Consider the following 16,105-nt stretch of genomic DNA (forward strand, 5'->3'; position numbering starts at 1 on the left):
CGGGCGCACATTTGTCGCTAAAAGTTACTCCAGTGCCTTCCAGATATCCGTGGCGTACTCGCGGATTGTCCGGTCGGAGGAGAACCAGCCCATGCGCGAGGTGTTCAGCACCGCCGAGCGCCACCAGTTGTTCGCGTCGTGCCAATGCGCATCGACACGCATCTGCGCATCCCAATAGGAGTCGAAATCGGCGCAGACGAAGAACCGGTCGTAATCCACCAGCGAATCGATCAGCCCGGTGTAGCGCGACGTGTCGTCCGGCGAGAACACCCCGCTACGAATCGCCTGCAACACATCGTTGAGGCGATGGGACGCAGCGATGTCCGGCAAGGCGCTGAACTCGTGGTTCTGCTTGCGCGCCTCGACCTGCTGGGCGCTGAGACCGAAGATGAACATGTGCTCGGCGCCGATGTTTTCGCACATCTCGACGTTGGCGCCATCGAGGGTGCCGATAGTCAGCGCACCGTTCAGGCCGAACTTCATGTTGCTGGTGCCCGAGGCCTCGAAACCGGCGGTGGAGATCTGCTCCGACAGGTCCGCCGCCGGAATGATGCTCTCCGCCAGACTGACGTTGTAGTTGGGCAGGAACACCACTTTGAGCAGGCCGCGCACGGTCGGGTCGTTGTTCACCACCCGGGCGATGTCGTTGGTCAGTTTGATGATCAGCTTGGCCTGGTGATAACTCGCCGCTGCTTTGCCGGCGAAGATTTTCACGCGCGGCACCCAGTCGATTTCCGGCTCGGCGCGGATCGCCTGATACAGCGCGACGGTGTGCATCAGGTTGAGCAACTGACGTTTGTATTCGTGGATCCGTTTGACCTGCACGTCGAACATCGCCGCCGGATTGACCGCGATCCCCAGCCGTTCATGGATCAGGTAAGCGAGGGCCTTTTTGCTGTGCAGCCGCTGCTCGGCGAAAGCTTTGCGGAAGGCGGGTTTTTCGGCGAACGGCTCAAGATCGAGCAGACGCTGTTCGGGGTTATCCAGAACATCTGCGCCGAGGGAATCGACCAGCATCGACGTCAGTTCAGGGTTGGCCTGGTACAGCCAGCGGCGGAAGGTGATGCCGTTGGTCTTGTTGTTGATCCGTTCCGGATACAGCTTGTGCAGTTCGGCGAACACGGTTTTGCGCATCAGCTGCGTGTGCAGCCCGGACACGCCGTTGACGCTGTGGGAACCGAGGAACGCGAGGTTGCCCATACGCACCCGGCGGCCGTTGTCTTCCTCGATCAGCGACACCGCGCGCAGCACGTCGAAATCGTGGATGCCCTTGGCCCGCAGCGAATCGATGTGCTGGGCGTTGATCAGATAAATGATCTGCATGTGCCGCGGCAGCATGCGTTCCATCAGCCCCACCGGCCAGGTTTCCAGCGCTTCGGGCAGCAGCGTGTGGTTGGTGTACGACAGCGTGTCGACGGTGACTTGCCACGCCGCGTCCCAGGCCACGTCGTAGACATCGACCAGTTGGCGCATCAGTTCGGCAACAGCGATCGAGGGGTGCGTGTCGTTGAGCTGGATTGCCGCGTGATCGCCGAGGGTCAGCACCGAGGTGTGCATGTTGCGATGACGGCGCAGCAAGTCCTGGAGCGAGGCAGCGACGAAGAAATATTCCTGACGCAGGCGCAGTTCCTGCCCGGCTTCGGTGCTGTCCGCCGGGTAGAGCACGCGGGAAATACTTTCGGCCCGGGCCACTTCGGCGACGGCGCCCAGGTGGTCACCGGCGTTGAAGCGCTCCAGATGCAGATCTTCCATGGCCCTCGCTCGCCACAGGCGCAAGGTGTTGACGCTCGCCCCGCGCCAGCCGACCACCGGGGTGTCGTAAGCAATCGCTCGGACGGTTTCGGCGGGCGACCATACCTGTCTGGATTTGCCGGCGATGTCAGTGACGGTCTCGACGCTGCCGCCGAAGCCGATGGTGTAGACGACCTCTGGCCGCTCGAACTCCCAGGGGTTACCGAAATCCAGCCAGTGCTCGGTCTGCTCCTGTTGCCAGCCATCGACGATGGCCTGGCGGAACAGCCCGTGTTCATAACGAATGCCGTAGCCGTGGCCGGCGATGCCGAGGGTCGACATGCTTTCCATGAAGCACGCCGCCAGCCGGCCGAGACCACCGTTGCCCAGCGCCGCATCCGGCTCCAGGATGCGGATGCGCTCCAGATCGACGCCCAGTTCGGTCAAGGCTTCACGGGCGACGTCCAGCAGACCGAGGTTACTCAGGCTGTCGTACAGCAGGCGGCCGATGAGGAATTCCAGCGAGAGGTAATACACCCGCTTCTGACCTTTGCGGTAGATCTGCCGGGTGTGGTCCATCCAGTGCTCGACCATGTGATCGCGCGCCGCCAGGGCGATGGCTTCGAACCAGTCATGGTCGAAGGCGTGATCCGGGTCTTTGCCCACCGCGTAGGTGAGTTTGGTCAGGACGGCGTCGCGGAATGCGGCCACCTCTGCTTCGCGAACTAGTGGTTCTTGAGTCATCGATAGGACCTCGAGCGAGCGGGGAATTGTCAGAGCCTAGACGGTCTGACCGACGGTAGGGGCTCTGGTTCGGCAGTTTTTCCTGAGAGTGAGACTTCGTCCGGCAATACCCTGGCGAATGCGGTAATGAATGCAGGGGCCGTGCCGAATTGTCGGACGATGTGGATTCATGAAGAAAAAATCTGGCGAAAGGTTGTTCAAAAATCCACCAGTCCCGGTATGATCGCGCGCCCTGATGCACACGCCTGGTAAACACCGATGATGAAGCCCAACCTGATCGCCGCAGCCGAGATCGACCGTCTCGATACCTGGGCCAAATATTCGGCCCCGATGTGCGGCTCGTGCGTTTCCAGCTGCTGCACGCTGCCGGTCGAGGTCAAGATCAAGGACCTGGTGCGCATCGGTGTGGTCGACGAGTTCGAACTGGGCGACCCGCCGAAGAACATCGCCAAGCGTCTGCAAAAAGAAGGTCTGGTCGAGCGCTTCAACCAGAAGTCGGGGATCTTCACCCTGCAGCGCATGAGCAACAACGATTGCTATTACCTGGATCGTAAGAGCCGCCTGTGCACCATTTATGACAAGCGCCCGGACACCTGCCGCAACCACCCGAAAATCGGCCCGCGCCCGGGTTACTGCGCGTACAAGCCGAAGGAAGTGGAGCGGGTGCAGAATTCGCGGTCGATCGAGCGCTTCTGATTTTTGCGACTGACTCAAGATCCAACCCCTCACCCCAGCCCTCTCCCCGAGGGAGAGGGAGCCGACCGAGTTGTCTTGCGCTATACATCGACCTGAAAAACCGAGTCGATTATGGATTCGGAACAGAACCATCCAGTCGGCGCATCTCTCAAACATCCCCCGATCAGTCCCCTCACTCTCCGGGAGAGGGAGCCGACCGAAGTGTCTTGCGCTATCCATCGACCTGAAAGAACGAGTCGATTATGGATTCGGCATAGAACCATCAGGTCGGCGTACTTCTTGAGCATCCCCGTATCAGTCCCCTCTCCCTCCGGGAGAGGGCTAGGGTGAGGGGGCTTTTCAGGCTCAGCACATTTCCCCGGACAAACAAAAACGCCCCCGGTCTCTCGACCGGGGGCGTTTTTTTCAGCCTTGGCTAAATCTTATGCCTTGGCTTTCTTGGCAGCGCGGGTACGCTCGCTTTCGTCCAGGATCTTCTTGCGAAGACGGATGGACTTAGGAGTAACTTCGCACAGCTCGTCTTCCTGGATGTATTCCAGAGCCTGTTCCAGGGTGAAGCGAACAGGTGGGACCAGAGCGATGGTTTCGTCTTTACCCGAAGCACGCATGTTGTCGAGCTTCTTGCCTTTGGTCGGGTTCACACCCAGGTCGTTGTCGCGGGAGTTCTGACCAACGATCTGACCGTTGTAGATCTCCTGGCCGTGTTCTACGAACAGCTTGCCACGAGCCTGCAGGGTTTCCAGGGAGTAGGTCAGTGCCTTGCCGGTTTCAACCGAAACCAGAACGCCGTTCTGACGGCCGGACATGTGGCCCGACTTCACTGGAGCGTAACGGTCGAAGATCGAGGTCAGGATGCCAGCACCGTTGGTCAGGGTCAGGAACTGGTTACGGAAACCAATCAGACCGCGAGCAGGGATGTTGTATTCCAGACGAACACGGCCTTTGCCATCCGGCACCATGTTGCTCAGGTCGCCTTTACGCAGACCCATTTCTTCCATGACCTTGCCCTGGGATTCTTCAGGGATGTCGATGGTCACGTTTTCGAACGGTTCCTGCTTCACGCCGTCAACTTCACGGATAATCACTTCAGGACGGCCCAGGGCCAGCTCGAAGCCTTCGCGACGCATGGTTTCGATCAGTACCGAGAGGTGCAGCTCACCACGGCCGGATACCTTGAACTTGTCAGCCGAGTCGCCTTCTTCAACGCGCAGTGCAACGTTGTACAGCAGCTCTTTGTCCAGACGATCCTTGATGTTACGGGAGGTCACGAACTTGCCTTCTTTACCGCAGAATGGCGAGTCGTTTACCTGGAAGGTCATGGAAACGGTTGGCTCGTCAACGGTCAGAGGCTTCATCGCCTCGACGTTGTTGATGTCGCACAGGGTGTCGGAGATGAACAGCTCGTCGAAACCGCTGATGCAGACGATGTCGCCAGCTGCAGCTTCTTCAACGTCAACGCGGTGCAGACCGTGGTGACCCATCAGCTTCAGGATACGACCGTTGCGGCGCTTGCCGTCGGCGCTGATAGCGACAACCGGGGTATTCGGCTTGACGCGACCACGAGCGATACGGCCAACACCGATAACACCCAGGAAGCTGTTGTAGTCCAGAGCGGAGATCTGCATCTGGAACGGACCGTCACGGTCAACAGCCGGAGGCGGAACGTGGTCGACTACCGCCTGGTACAGCGCGGTCATGTCTTCGCCCATGGCGGTGTGGTCCAGACCGGCGATGCCGTTCAGGGCCGAAGCGTAAACAACCTGGAAGTCCAGTTGCTCTTCGGTAGCGCCGAGGTTGTCGAACAGATCGAAGATCTGGTCCAGAACCCAGTCAGGACGCGCGCCCGGACGGTCAACCTTGTTGATGACCACGATTGGACGCAGGCCGGCTTCGAAAGCCTTCTTGGTCACGAAACGGGTTTGCGGCATAGGGCCGTCTTGGGCGTCGACCAGCAGCAGCACGGAGTCAACCATGGACATTACGCGCTCAACTTCGCCGCCGAAGTCGGCGTGGCCCGGGGTGTCCACGATGTTGATGTGGTAGCCGTTCCAGTTGATGGCGGTGTTTTTCGCCAGAATGGTAATGCCGCGCTCTTTTTCCTGGTCGTTGGAGTCCATCACGCGCTCGTCGTTGAGCTCGTTGCGCTCCAGGGTGCCGGATTGACGCAGGAGTTTGTCTACCAGGGTGGTCTTACCATGGTCAACGTGGGCAATGATGGCGATGTTGCGTAGATTTTCGATCACTTGTGTATCTCGATCAGAGGATTCGGTTTGCTGACAAGTCTTGGCAGCGATTGACAGTAGTGTCCGGCATGGCCGTTACAGCTTGACGGCGGTGTCGGGGGGCCGGTGACGCAGGCCACAGGCAAACAGCCCCGGGCACTTAGCTCGGTCGATAAACGCGCACATTGGCATGCCCCTCACTGAGCAAATGGTGGGCATGCAGGCGACTCATCACGCCTTTGTCGCAATACAGCAGGTACTGGCGAGTAGGGTCCAGTTCCTTGAAACGAGCGTTCACTGCGTAGAACGGCATCGTCTGTACCTCTATGCCGGCGAGTTCCAGCGGGTCATCCTCGGCGGCATCCGGGTGGCGGATGTCGATGACGATCTGACCGGCCAGCGCTTCGCTGACTTCTTCGATCTGCAAATCCTGGCCCAATTCGTCGATCACCCGATCGATCGGCACCAGTCTGGCGTTTGCGAGCGCACGCTCGAGCACCGCCATGTCGAATTCCTGCTCTTCGTGCTCGACCCGGCCACGCTTGGCGGCGGTCTTCGGGTTGACCGAGATGACGCCGCAGTATTCCGGCATGTGCCGGGCGAAATCACCGGTGCCGATCTGGTCGGCCGTGTCGATGATGTCCTGCTTGTGGGCGACGATCAGCGGTCGCAGCACCAGCTTGTCGGTGACGCAATCGATGACCGACAGGTTCGGCAACGTCTGGCTCGACACCTGGGAAATCGCTTCGCCGGTGACCAGCGCATCGATGTGCAGGCGTTCGGCAATGCTCGACGCTGCGCGCAACATCATACGCTTCAATACGACGCCCATATGACTGTCGTCGACCTTGCCGAGGATTTCGCCCAATACTTCTTCGAACGGAACACTGACAAATAGCACGCGTTGCGAGCTGCCGTACTTCTTCCAGATGAAATGCGCGACTTCCATTACGCCCAATTCGTGGGCACGACCGCCCAGATTGAAGAAGCAGAAGTGCGTCATCAGGCCGCGACGAATGATCTGGTACGCGGCAACGGTCGAGTCAAAGCCGCCGGACATCAGTACCAGCGTCTGCTCCAGCGCACCGAGCGGGTAGCCGCCGATGCCATTGTGCTGGCTGTGGATCACGAACAACCGTTTGTCGCGAACTTCGATACGGACTTCGATTTCCGGCTGTTTCAGGTCGATTCCGGCGGCACCGCACTCACGGCGCAGCTTGCTGCCGACGTATTTTTCGACGTCCATCGAGCTGAACGCATGCTTGCCCGCACGCTTGCAGCGCACCGAGAAGATCTTCCCGGCCAGCGCATCGCCGTAGTGCTGCTTGCACTTCTCGGTGATGTCGTCGAAGTCGCCCAGCGGGTACTCGTCGATCTGCAGAAAGTGCGCGATGCCCGGCATGCAGGTCAGGCGTTCGCCCATCTCTTTCAGGGCCTTGGGGTCGGTGACGCGGGTTTCCAGCTCGAGATTGTCCCACACACCGTTCACCACCACGGCCGGGTCCAGGTCGCGGAGCACGGTGCGGATGTTCTTGGCCAGCTGGCGGATGAATTTCGTCCGGACAGGTCGGCTTTTGATGGTGATCTCGGGGAAGACTTTTACGATTAGTTTCATGAAAACAGCGCGCGCAGGGCCAGCCGAAAAAGGGGGGCGCGGATTATAGCGGAAATTGCTCAAGGTTTAACCAGTTAATGTGCAGAAGGTTTTGCGCGCACCAAAACGGGTCATTTTTCGATTTGAGCGCTACATTAAAGGGCGAGATTTTCGCCTTTAAGGCGCTTTCGACCTTTAGAAGCGTGAATTTGGGGCAAAAAACCCATGCTGGGGCACTGGCATGCAATTTGCTCCCTTGTGAGGCAGGTTGCCTTGGCAGAGTATTCGCGCCGGCATCACCACTATTAAGGGCATCCACTACCCGCCCTAATTCACCCGGAGGACACTATGTCGAAGTCGGTTCAACTCATCAAAGATCATGACGTCAAGTGGATTGATCTGCGCTTCACGGACACCAAAGGCACTCAGCACCACGTGACCATGCCGGCTCGCGATGCGCTGGAAGACGACTTCTTCGAAGTTGGCAAGATGTTCGACGGTTCCTCCATCGCTGGCTGGAAAGGCATCGAAGCCTCCGACATGATCCTGCTGCCGGACGACGAAACCGCCGTTCTGGACCCGTTCACCGAAGAGCCGACCCTGATCCTGGTCTGCGACATCATCGAACCTTCGACCATGCAAGGTTACGATCGCGACCCGCGCGCCATCGCCCACCGCGCCGAGGAATACCTGAAGACCACCGGTATCGGTGACACCGTATTCGCCGGTCCAGAGCCTGAGTTCTTCATCTTCGACGAAGTGAAGTTCAAGTCCGACATCTCCGGTTCGATGTTCAAGATCTACTCCGAGCAAGGCTCGTGGATGTCCGACCAGGACGTGGAAGGCGGCAACAAAGGCCACCGTCCAGGCGTGAAAGGCGGCTACTTCCCGGTTCCGCCGTTCGACCACGACCACGAAATCCGTACTTCCATGTGCAACGCGCTGGAAGAGATGGGCCAGACCGTTGAAGTTCACCACCACGAAGTGGCGACTGCCGGTCAGAACGAAATTGGTGTCAAGTTCAACACCCTGGTGAAGAAAGCTGACGAAGTTCAGACTCTGAAATACGTTGTACACAACGTTGCCGACGCCTACGGCCGCACCGCGACCTTCATGCCGAAGCCGCTGTACGGCGACAACGGTTCGGGCATGCACGTTCACATGTCCATCTCCAAAGATGGCAAGAACACCTTCGCGGGTGAAGGTTATGCCGGCCTGTCCGACACCGCCCTGTACTTCATCGGCGGCATCATCAAGCACGGTAAGGCCCTGAACGGCTTCACCAACCCGGCCACCAACTCCTACAAGCGTCTGGTGCCAGGCTTCGAAGCCCCGGTCATGCTGGCCTACTCGGCTCGCAACCGTTCCGCCTCGATCCGTATTCCTTACGTCAACAGCCCACGCGGCCGTCGTATCGAAGCCCGTTTCCCGGATCCGGCTGCCAACCCGTACCTGGCCTTCGCAGCACTGCTGATGGCCGGTCTGGACGGTATCCAGAACAAGATCCACCCAGGCGACGCAGCTGACAAAAACCTGTACGACCTGCCGCCTGAAGAGGCGAAAGAGATCCCGCAAGTTTGCGGCAGCCTGAAAGAAGCCCTGGAAGAGCTGGACAAGGGCCGTGCGTTCCTGACCAAGGGCGGCGTGTTCTCCGACGACTTCATCGACGCTTACATCGCGCTGAAATCCGAAGAAGAAATCAAGGTCCGCACCTTCGTACACCCACTGGAATATGAGCTGTACTACAGCTGCTGATCCGGTAGCGCCGCGCTACGCGGCGTGACAAAAAGAGGCCTCCTTCGGGAGGCCTCTTTTTTTGGGGCAAATTCCGACAGCCTAAATCCACAAATCCGCGAGCAACTTGCGCAGCGTCCGGCATCAATCCTTGTGAACGGTCCGTAGCCTTTTCCTCCTACGACCATTCGAGGAATAACGCGATGAAGCACTGCCCCTTCAAGACACTGCTGGCCGCTCTGGCCGCTCTCACCCTGCAGGGTTGTACCTCTCCGGACGAACCGGAGCAGATAGAACGCAAGCTCTTGCTTGAAAGCCGCACGTCGTGGGATGGAACGCCCTATCTACGTTACCCCGACGCCGCTCCCGAGCTGTCGGTGCTAAAACTCAGGATTCCCGCCAATACCCAACTCCAGTGGCACACCCACCCGATTCCCAACGCCGCCTATATTCTCTCCGGCGAACTGACGATCGAAAGCCGGGACGATGGCCGCAGCCAGCGTTTCAAGCAGGGAGAGGCCGTTGCCGAGATGGTCGACCGCAGTCATCGCGGTGTCACCGGGGATGAACCCGTGGAGCTGGTTGTGTTCTATGCTGGCGGCGAGGGTATTCCATTGTCGGAGTGATATCCGCTGCTCACAGGACGTCCGAATGCGGTCATTGCTGTTAATTCTGCTGCTGGTTTGCGCGTGTACCGCATCAGCGCAGATCTACAAGTACACCGACGCCAGCGGCAACACGGTGTACAGCGATCACGCGCCGGACGGCGTGCAGGCGCAGCCGGTGGAGTTGCCGCCGCTCAACAGCGTCCAGCCTCAGGCACCGGGCGCGCCCTCTTCAGACACCACCAGCCGTGAGCCTGCGCGCAATGCCTATGAAGTGCTCGAGCTGACCGGCTTGCCCACCGAGGAAGCCCTGCGCGCCAACAACGGCACCTTCACGGTCAGCGTGCTGATCAAGCCGCGCCTGCAACCGCCGCATCAATTGCGTCTGCTGCTCGATGACGCGCCTTATGGCCAGCCGAGCAACGTGCCGATCCTGCAACTGGTGAACGTCGACCGGGGCGAGCATCGGCTCGCGGTGCAGGTGATCAATGGCGAGGCGATCATTCAGCAGAGTCCTGCGGTAGTGTTCACCGTGCAGCGGGTGCACAAGCCATGACGCGGGGATTGATTGCCTTGTGCCTGTCGCTGATCGCGTTTGGCGCATCGGCCGAGGTGTTCACTTACATCGACGCACAGGGCAATCGCGTCTACACCGACCAACCGCGCGGCAACGCCAAGCGTGTGCCGCTGGCCACCAGCAATCGCATGGCCTCGAATCCGACCGTCGCCGCACCGGTCGCGCCGTCGAAGAAATCAGCAGAGCCGCCGCTGTTCCACTACGACATGCTGCGCGTGCTGATCCCCGAGCCGGACGCGACCATTCGCAGCAGCGCCGGCGAGCTGATCGTCAGCGTCACCAGCGAGCCGGGCCTGCAACGAGGTCATCTGTATCGCCTGCTGCTGGATGGCCAGGCCGTCGGTGAACCCGGTCTGAGCCCGGTGTTCCCGCTGAGCAACATCGATCGAGGCAGCCACAACCTGTCCGTCGAGATCCTCGATGCCCAGGGTCGAACCGTGGAGAAGACCGCCAACCAGCCGTTCCACATGCAGCGCATCTCCCTGGCACAGAAGCGTCAGGTCAAACCGTGCGTCAGCGCCGACTATGGCGTGCGCCCGGAATGCCCGCTGAAAGACAAACCCGCCGAACCGAAAAATCCTTTCCTGCGTTTCTTCTGACGCCGTTCAGCTTTGCGCACTATATTGGTGCAATACGCTGCACCGTACTCACATTCCAACCCATTTTGGTTCGAAAGTACCCGCCAGAGCGGTTCGACTGCCACGCAAACGAGCGTCAAACGCCCGTTTCAGGGGTTGAACGCTTCTTTTCGGAGCCTTGGTTTGGTTTTTGCATTTTCCTCGCATCAGCGCTGTATCCCTGCGCGCGCCATGCTCCAAAAGAGGTCCTCATGACCATCAGTGACGCACTGCATCGCTTGCTACTCGACAACCTGACCACCGCCACCATCCTGCTCGACAGCGAATTGCGCCTCGAGTACATGAACCCGGCGGCGGAGATGTTGCTGGCCATCAGCGGCCAGCGCAGCCATGGGCAGTTCATCAGCGAGCTGTTCACCGAGTCCACCGAGGCGCTCAATTCGTTGCGCCAGGCGGTGGAGCAGGCGCACCCGTTCACCAAGCGCGAAGCGATGCTCACTGCCCTCACCGGCCAGACCCTGACCGTGGATTACGCGGTGACGCCGATCCTCAGCAACGGCGCGACTCTGCTCCTGCTGGAAGTCCATCCCCGTGACCGCCTGTTGCGCATCACCAAGGAAGAGGCCCAGCTGTCGAAGCAGGAAACCAGCAAGATGCTGGTGCGCGGCCTCGCTCACGAGATCAAGAACCCGCTGGGCGGCATTCGTGGCGCCGCGCAACTGCTGGCCCGGGAACTGCCGGAAGACAGCCTGCGCGACTACACCAACGTGATCATCGAAGAGGCCGACCGCCTGCGCAATCTGGTCGACCGCATGCTCGGTTCGAACAAACTGCCGTCGCTGGCCCTGTGCAATGTCCACGAAGTGCTGGAGCGTGTCTGCCAACTGGTCGAGGCCGAAAGCCAAGGCTGCATCACGCTGGTGCGCGATTACGACCCGAGCATTCCCGACGTCCTGATCGACCGCGAACAAATGATTCAGGCGGTGCTGAACATCGTCCGCAACGCGATGCAGGCCATCAGCAGCCAGAACGAGCTGCGCCTGGGCCGCATCAGCCTGCGCACCCGCGCCATGCGCCAGTTCACCATCGGCCACGTCCGCCATCGTCTGGTGACCAAGATCGAGATCATCGACAACGGCCCGGGCATTCCGGCGGAACTCCAGGAAACCATCTTCTTTCCCATGGTCAGCGGCCGTCCGGACGGTACCGGGCTGGGCCTGGCCATCACCCAGAACATCATCAGCCAGCACCAGGGCCTGATCGAGTGTGACAGCCACCCCGGCCACACCACGTTTTCGATCTTTCTGCCACTGGAACAAGGAGCCACATCGACATGAGCCGTAGTGAAACCGTGTGGATCGTCGATGACGACCGTTCTATCCGTTGGGTTCTGGAAAAAGCCCTGCAACAGGAAGGCATGACCACCCAGAGCTTCGACAGTGCCGATGGCGTGATGAGCCGCCTCGCGCGCCAGCAGCCGGACGTGATCATCTCCGATATCCGCATGCCCGGCGCCAGCGGCCTGGACCTGCTGGCGCGGATCCGCGAGCAGCACCCACGGCTGCCGGTGATCATCATGACCGCTCACTCCGATCTGGACAGCGCTGTCGCCTCCTATCAGGGCGGCGCGTTCGAGTACCTGCCCAAGCCGTTCGATGTCGACGAGGCGGTGTCACTGGTCAAGCGTGCCAATCAGCACGCTCAGGAGCAGCAAGGCCTGGAAGTCGCCCCGACCCTGACCCGCACTCCGGAAATCATCGGCGAAGCGCCGGCGATGCAGGAAGTGTTTCGCGCCATCGGACGCTTGAGCCACTCCAACATCACCGTGCTGATCAACGGCGAATCCGGCACCGGTAAAGAACTGGTGGCCCACGCCCTGCACCGCCACAGCCCGCGCGCGGCTTCGCCGTTCATCGCGCTGAACATGGCAGCGATTCCGAAAGACCTGATGGAATCCGAGCTGTTCGGCCACGAGAAAGGCGCCTTCACCGGCGCGGCCAACCTGCGTCGCGGGCGCTTCGAACAGGCCGACGGCGGCACGCTGTTCCTCGATGAAATCGGCGACATGCCGGCGGACACCCAGACCCGACTGCTGCGGGTGCTGGCCGATGGCGAGTTCTATCGCGTTGGCGGGCATGTGCCGGTCAAGGTCGATGTGCGGATCATCGCCGCGACGCACCAGAATCTGGAAACCCTGGTTCACGCCGGGAAATTCCGTGAGGACTTGTTCCACCGCCTCAACGTGATCCGCATCCACATCCCGCGACTGTCGGACCGTCGCGAAGACATCCCGACCCTGGCCAAGCACTTCCTCAGCCGCGCCGCGCAAGAGCTCGCGGTGGAGCCGAAGCTGCTGAAAAGCGAGACCGAGGAATACCTGAAGAATCTGCCGTGGCCGGGCAACGTGCGCCAGCTGGAAAACACCTGCCGCTGGATCACCGTGATGGCGTCCGGACGCGAGGTGCACATCAGCGACCTGCCGCCGGAACTGCTGAGCCTGCCTCAGGACTCGGCGCCAGTGACCAACTGGGAACAGGCGCTGCGTCAGTGGGCCGATCAGGCCCTGGCGCGCGGTCAGTCGAGCCTGCTCGACAGCGCGGTGCCGGCGTTCGAGCGGATCATGATCGAGACGGCGCTAAAGCACACCGCCGGACGTCGTCGTGACGCTGCGGTCCTGCTGGGCTGGGGCCGGAACACCTTGACCCGCAAGATCAAGGAACTCGGCATGAAGGTCGATGGCGGGGATGATGATGAGGGCGATGAAGGCTAGAGCCTCGTTTGCTTGAAGACTTTAGCGCACTCGGGATCCCCCCTCACCCCAGCCCTCCCGAAACGTCGGACCGCCCGGAGGGAGAGGGGGCCGACCGAGGTGTCTCGCGCTCTGCATCGACCTGAATGTTCGAGTCGATTATGGATTCAACAACGCAACATCAGGTCGGTGTAACTCTTAAGTATCCCCCGGTCAGTCCCCTCTCCCTCCGGGAGAGGGTTAGGGTGAGGGGGCATTTCCAGATCCGCCCACTAACCCCGCCACACCGCCTACTCCCCACGACTGCACCACGACAATGCACCAAGGCCCGTAATCGCGCACAGCGCCACCCTTGCCTACCCCGTCGAAACTGCTGAAAAACCCAGATCCAAGATGCACAAAGGCCCCGTATTACGGGGCCTTTGTCATTGTGCCGAGCTTTTTTGTTTCAAAACGCGAAAACCTGGCACGCCCCCTGCAACAACTCCATCAGGTGATTCGATTCACCCACCCTTTCGGGGGCCTTGGTACAGGCAGGCCGGGGATTCCCCTCTTTACACCGGACTCGATGAGTCCACCCTTTTGGGGCCCTTGATACAGGCAGGTCAGGGGTTCCTTCTTTACACCGGCTCAGAACGCGATGCGATGAGCCCGCCCGTTTCGGGAACCTTGGTACAGGCAGGCCGGGGATTCCCTCTTTTATTGCTCCCGGAGATGGATCTCCAGCCGCCAGCGGTCATCGACCGCCTGGCCGGCCCAGTCGCCCTGCAGCGGCCGCGCCGCCACCAGCGTCAGCAACAATCCCCCGTCACTCAACCGCGTCCGCCAGTTCACGTCCTTGCCGTTGAACTTGAGCTGACCTTTCTGCGCCTTGCCTTCAGCCTCGAACAGCAACGCGAGGCTGCCATCGACGATCTCGCCGTGCAGCTTCGGCTCGTTGTTGAACCACACCGCCAGACCATCATCGATCACCTCGACCTGCTGCAAGACGGTCGGGTCAGGCGTGGTCAAACGGCCGATCATCAACCCGACCATCACACCGATGATCGCCAGTGAAGCCATCACCCGCGGGAATAGTTTCGAACGCGGATTCGCTTGCGGCGTAGAATGCGCGTCATCTTTACCTTCGGAGCCGTGCATGTTTCACGTCATCCTTTTTCAACCGGAAATTCCGCCGAACACCGGCAACGTTATCAGGCTGTGCGCCAACAGCGGCTGCCACCTGCATTTGATCGAACCGCTGGGCTTCGAGATGGACGACAAGCGCCTGCGCCGCGCCGGTCTCGACTACCACGAGTATGCCACTTTGCAGCGTCATGCCGACCTCGCCAGTTGCCTGGAAAGCCTCGGTCATCCACGGCTGTTCGCCTTCACCACCAAGGGTTCGCGGCCGTTTCACGATGCCGCGTTCGTCCCCGGCGATGCGTTCATATTCGGCCCGGAAAGCCGTGGCCTGCCGCCGGAAGTGCTCGATGCCCTGCCCGGCGAACAGCGCCTGCGCCTGCCGATGCGCGAAGGCTGCCGCAGCCTGAACCTGTCGAACACCGTGGCGGTGGCCGTGTACGAAGCGTGGCGGCAGAACGACTTCAAGTAACGCCATTCGATCGCCCAAGAAAAAAGCGCCTGTAACGGCGCTTTTTTCGTTGTTGCATCGACCGCTTACTGAACGGTCGGGGTCTCGCCGGATTCCTGCATGCGCTGCAGCTCTTGCGCGTACAGGGCGTCGAAGTTCACCGGGGCCAGCATCAGGGCCGGGAACGAACCGCGGGTCACCAGGCTGTCCAGGGTTTCGCGAGCGTACGGGAACAGGATGTTCGGGCAGAACGCACCCAGGGTGTGGCTCATCGAACCCGCGTCCAGGTTCTTGATCAGGAAGATACCGGCCTGTTGCACTTCAGCGATGAAGGCCACTTCTTCACCGTTTTTCACGGTGACGGACAGGGTCAGCACGACTTCGTAGAAATCACCTTCCAGGGCTTTCTGGCGGGTATTCAGATCCAGAGCGACCGCCGGATCCCACTGCTGGCGGAAGATCGCCGGGCTTTTCGGGGCTTCGAAGGACAGGTCGCGTACGTAGATGCGCTGCAAGGAGAATTGCGGTGCGGTTTCTTCTTCGCTGGCTGCAGTGTTCTGTTGGTCAGTCATCTCAGATCCTTTCTGATCTTGGGTCTTTTAGGGTTCTTGGTTTGCAGGTGCAGCAGTTCAGGCCTTGAGCAGCGCGTCGAGCTTGCCGGCGCGCTCCAGGGCATACAAATCATCACATCCGCCGATGTGGGTGTCGCCGATCCAGATCTGCGGCACGGACGTGCGTCCGGCTTTCTGGGCCATGGCGGCGCGCACCTGCGGCTTGCCATCGACCTTGATCTCTTCGAAGGCCACGCCTTTGTTCGCGAGCAGGTACTTGGCGCGCGAACAGTAAGGGCAGTAATCGCTGGAGTAGACGATGACGTCGCTCATGTCACTTCACCAACGGCAGGTTGTCGCCTTTCCAGCTGGAAATCCCGCCGGACAGCTTGGCGGCGGTGAAGCCGGCTTTCATCAGCTCGCGGGCGTGGGTGCCGGCGGTCTGGCCCAGGGCGTCGACCAGAATGATGGTCTTGGCCTTGTGCTTTTCCAGCTCGCCGATACGGGCGGCCAGTTTGTCCTGGGGAATGTTCACCGCGCCAACGATGTGACCGGCGGCGTAATCCTTGCTCGGACGGATGTCCACCACCACGCCGGCTTCCTTGTTGACCAGTGCGGTCAGCTCGCCCGTGCTCAGGCTTTTACCGCCGCCCTGCACTGTGTGCGCCAGCAGCAATGCCAGCAGTACGACGAAGATACCGACAAGAATGTAGTGGTTAGTGGCAAATTCAATCAGGTGAGCAACCATCGA

General features: G+C 60.4%; 15 protein-coding genes. 8 read left to right on the forward strand and 7 right to left on the reverse strand.

Annotation, left to right across the window (positions count from 1 at the left end):
- Positions 1 to 24 precede the first annotated feature (24 nt).
- Complete coding sequence (locus M5G18_RS12840) at positions 25 to 2,475, reverse strand: glycogen/starch/alpha-glucan phosphorylase (protein ID WP_273900121.1); 2,451 nt, start codon at positions 2,473 to 2,475, stop codon at positions 25 to 27.
- Between the two features lie 258 nt (positions 2,476 to 2,733).
- Here M5G18_RS12840 and M5G18_RS12845 point away from each other — a divergent pair, with 258 nt between their 5' ends.
- Entirely contained in the window at positions 2,734 to 3,171 is a 438-nt protein-coding gene (locus M5G18_RS12845; RefSeq protein ID WP_007952500.1) for a YkgJ family cysteine cluster protein, read from the forward strand.
- 422 nt (positions 3,172 to 3,593) lie between these two features.
- Here the strand turns inward: M5G18_RS12845 and typA are convergent, their stop codons facing one another.
- Together typA and thiI are read right to left on the reverse strand one after the other, a co-directional pair.
- A complete protein-coding gene (gene typA, locus M5G18_RS12850) occupies positions 3,594 to 5,414 on the reverse strand; it encodes a translational GTPase TypA (RefSeq protein WP_007952502.1) in 1,821 nt (606 codons plus the stop codon).
- Positions 5,415 to 5,553: 139 nt separating this feature from the next.
- The gene (gene thiI, locus M5G18_RS12855) at positions 5,554 to 7,008 is read right to left on the reverse strand and encodes a tRNA uracil 4-sulfurtransferase ThiI (protein ID WP_273900122.1); all 1,455 of its coding nucleotides are present in this window, start codon (positions 7,006 to 7,008) and stop codon (positions 5,554 to 5,556) included.
- A 327-nt stretch (positions 7,009 to 7,335) separates the two neighbouring features.
- Between thiI and glnA the strand changes: the two genes are divergently transcribed.
- The 6 genes from glnA to ntrC all read left to right on the forward strand — a co-directional run bounded on the left by glnA (position 7,336) and on the right by ntrC (position 13,251).
- On the forward strand, positions 7,336 to 8,742 hold the full coding sequence (gene glnA, locus M5G18_RS12860; protein ID WP_179692968.1) for a type I glutamate--ammonia ligase: 1,407 nt from the start codon (positions 7,336 to 7,338) through the stop codon (positions 8,740 to 8,742).
- 182 nt (positions 8,743 to 8,924) lie between these two features.
- Complete coding sequence (locus M5G18_RS12865; protein WP_273900123.1) at positions 8,925 to 9,347, forward strand: cupin domain-containing protein; 423 nt, start codon at positions 8,925 to 8,927, stop codon at positions 9,345 to 9,347.
- A gap of 25 nt (positions 9,348 to 9,372) precedes the next feature.
- Entirely contained in the window at positions 9,373 to 9,882 is a 510-nt protein-coding gene (locus tag M5G18_RS12870) for a DUF4124 domain-containing protein (protein ID WP_273900124.1), read from the forward strand.
- Positions 9,879 to 10,502 carry a DUF4124 domain-containing protein gene (locus tag M5G18_RS12875; RefSeq protein WP_273900125.1) on the forward strand — a complete coding sequence of 208 codons (624 nt, stop codon included), beginning with the start codon at positions 9,879 to 9,881 and terminating at the stop codon, positions 10,500 to 10,502. Before M5G18_RS12870 ends, M5G18_RS12875 begins: the two co-directional genes overlap by 4 nt.
- A 230-nt stretch (positions 10,503 to 10,732) precedes the next feature.
- Positions 10,733 to 11,818 (forward strand): nitrogen regulation protein NR(II), encoded by a 1,086-nt coding sequence (gene glnL, locus M5G18_RS12880; protein ID WP_007952516.1) that lies wholly within the window; start codon positions 10,733 to 10,735, stop codon positions 11,816 to 11,818.
- Positions 11,815 to 13,251, forward strand: a complete 1,437-nt coding sequence (ntrC, locus tag M5G18_RS12885) for a nitrogen regulation protein NR(I) (RefSeq protein ID WP_007952518.1) — start codon at positions 11,815 to 11,817, stop codon at positions 13,249 to 13,251. Before glnL ends, ntrC begins: the two co-directional genes overlap by 4 nt.
- A 678-nt stretch (positions 13,252 to 13,929) precedes the next feature.
- On the opposite strand, the gene M5G18_RS12890 is transcribed toward ntrC, so the two are convergent.
- Complete coding sequence (locus M5G18_RS12890; RefSeq protein WP_273900126.1) at positions 13,930 to 14,370, reverse strand: hypothetical protein; 441 nt, start codon at positions 14,368 to 14,370, stop codon at positions 13,930 to 13,932.
- On the opposite strand from M5G18_RS12890, the gene M5G18_RS12895 reads away from it, so the two are divergent.
- On the forward strand, positions 14,369 to 14,824 hold the full coding sequence (locus M5G18_RS12895) for a tRNA (cytidine(34)-2'-O)-methyltransferase (protein ID WP_007952520.1): 456 nt from the start codon (positions 14,369 to 14,371) through the stop codon (positions 14,822 to 14,824). The two genes, M5G18_RS12890 and M5G18_RS12895, sit on opposite strands and share 2 nt — an antisense overlap.
- A gap of 65 nt (positions 14,825 to 14,889) precedes the next feature.
- Here M5G18_RS12895 and secB read toward each other — a convergent pair whose 3' ends face one another.
- The 3 genes from secB to M5G18_RS12910 are packed head-to-tail and all read right to left on the reverse strand — an operon-like array spanning position 14,890 to position 16,102.
- Positions 14,890 to 15,375, reverse strand: a complete 486-nt coding sequence (secB, locus tag M5G18_RS12900; protein WP_007952521.1) for a protein-export chaperone SecB — start codon at positions 15,373 to 15,375, stop codon at positions 14,890 to 14,892.
- Positions 15,376 to 15,432: 57 nt separating this feature from the next.
- Positions 15,433 to 15,687 carry a glutaredoxin 3 gene (gene grxC / locus M5G18_RS12905; RefSeq protein ID WP_085667675.1) on the reverse strand — a complete coding sequence of 85 codons (255 nt, stop codon included), beginning with the start codon at positions 15,685 to 15,687 and terminating at the stop codon, positions 15,433 to 15,435.
- 1 nt (position 15,688) lies between these two features.
- On the reverse strand, positions 15,689 to 16,102 hold the full coding sequence (locus M5G18_RS12910; RefSeq protein WP_007952524.1) for a rhodanese-like domain-containing protein: 414 nt from the start codon (positions 16,100 to 16,102) through the stop codon (positions 15,689 to 15,691).
- Positions 16,103 to 16,105: the final 3 nt, after the last annotated feature.

The organism is Pseudomonas aphyarum (genome assembly GCF_028657055.1).
In the GTDB taxonomy this organism is placed as follows: domain Bacteria; phylum Pseudomonadota; class Gammaproteobacteria; order Pseudomonadales; family Pseudomonadaceae; genus Aquipseudomonas; species Aquipseudomonas aphyarum.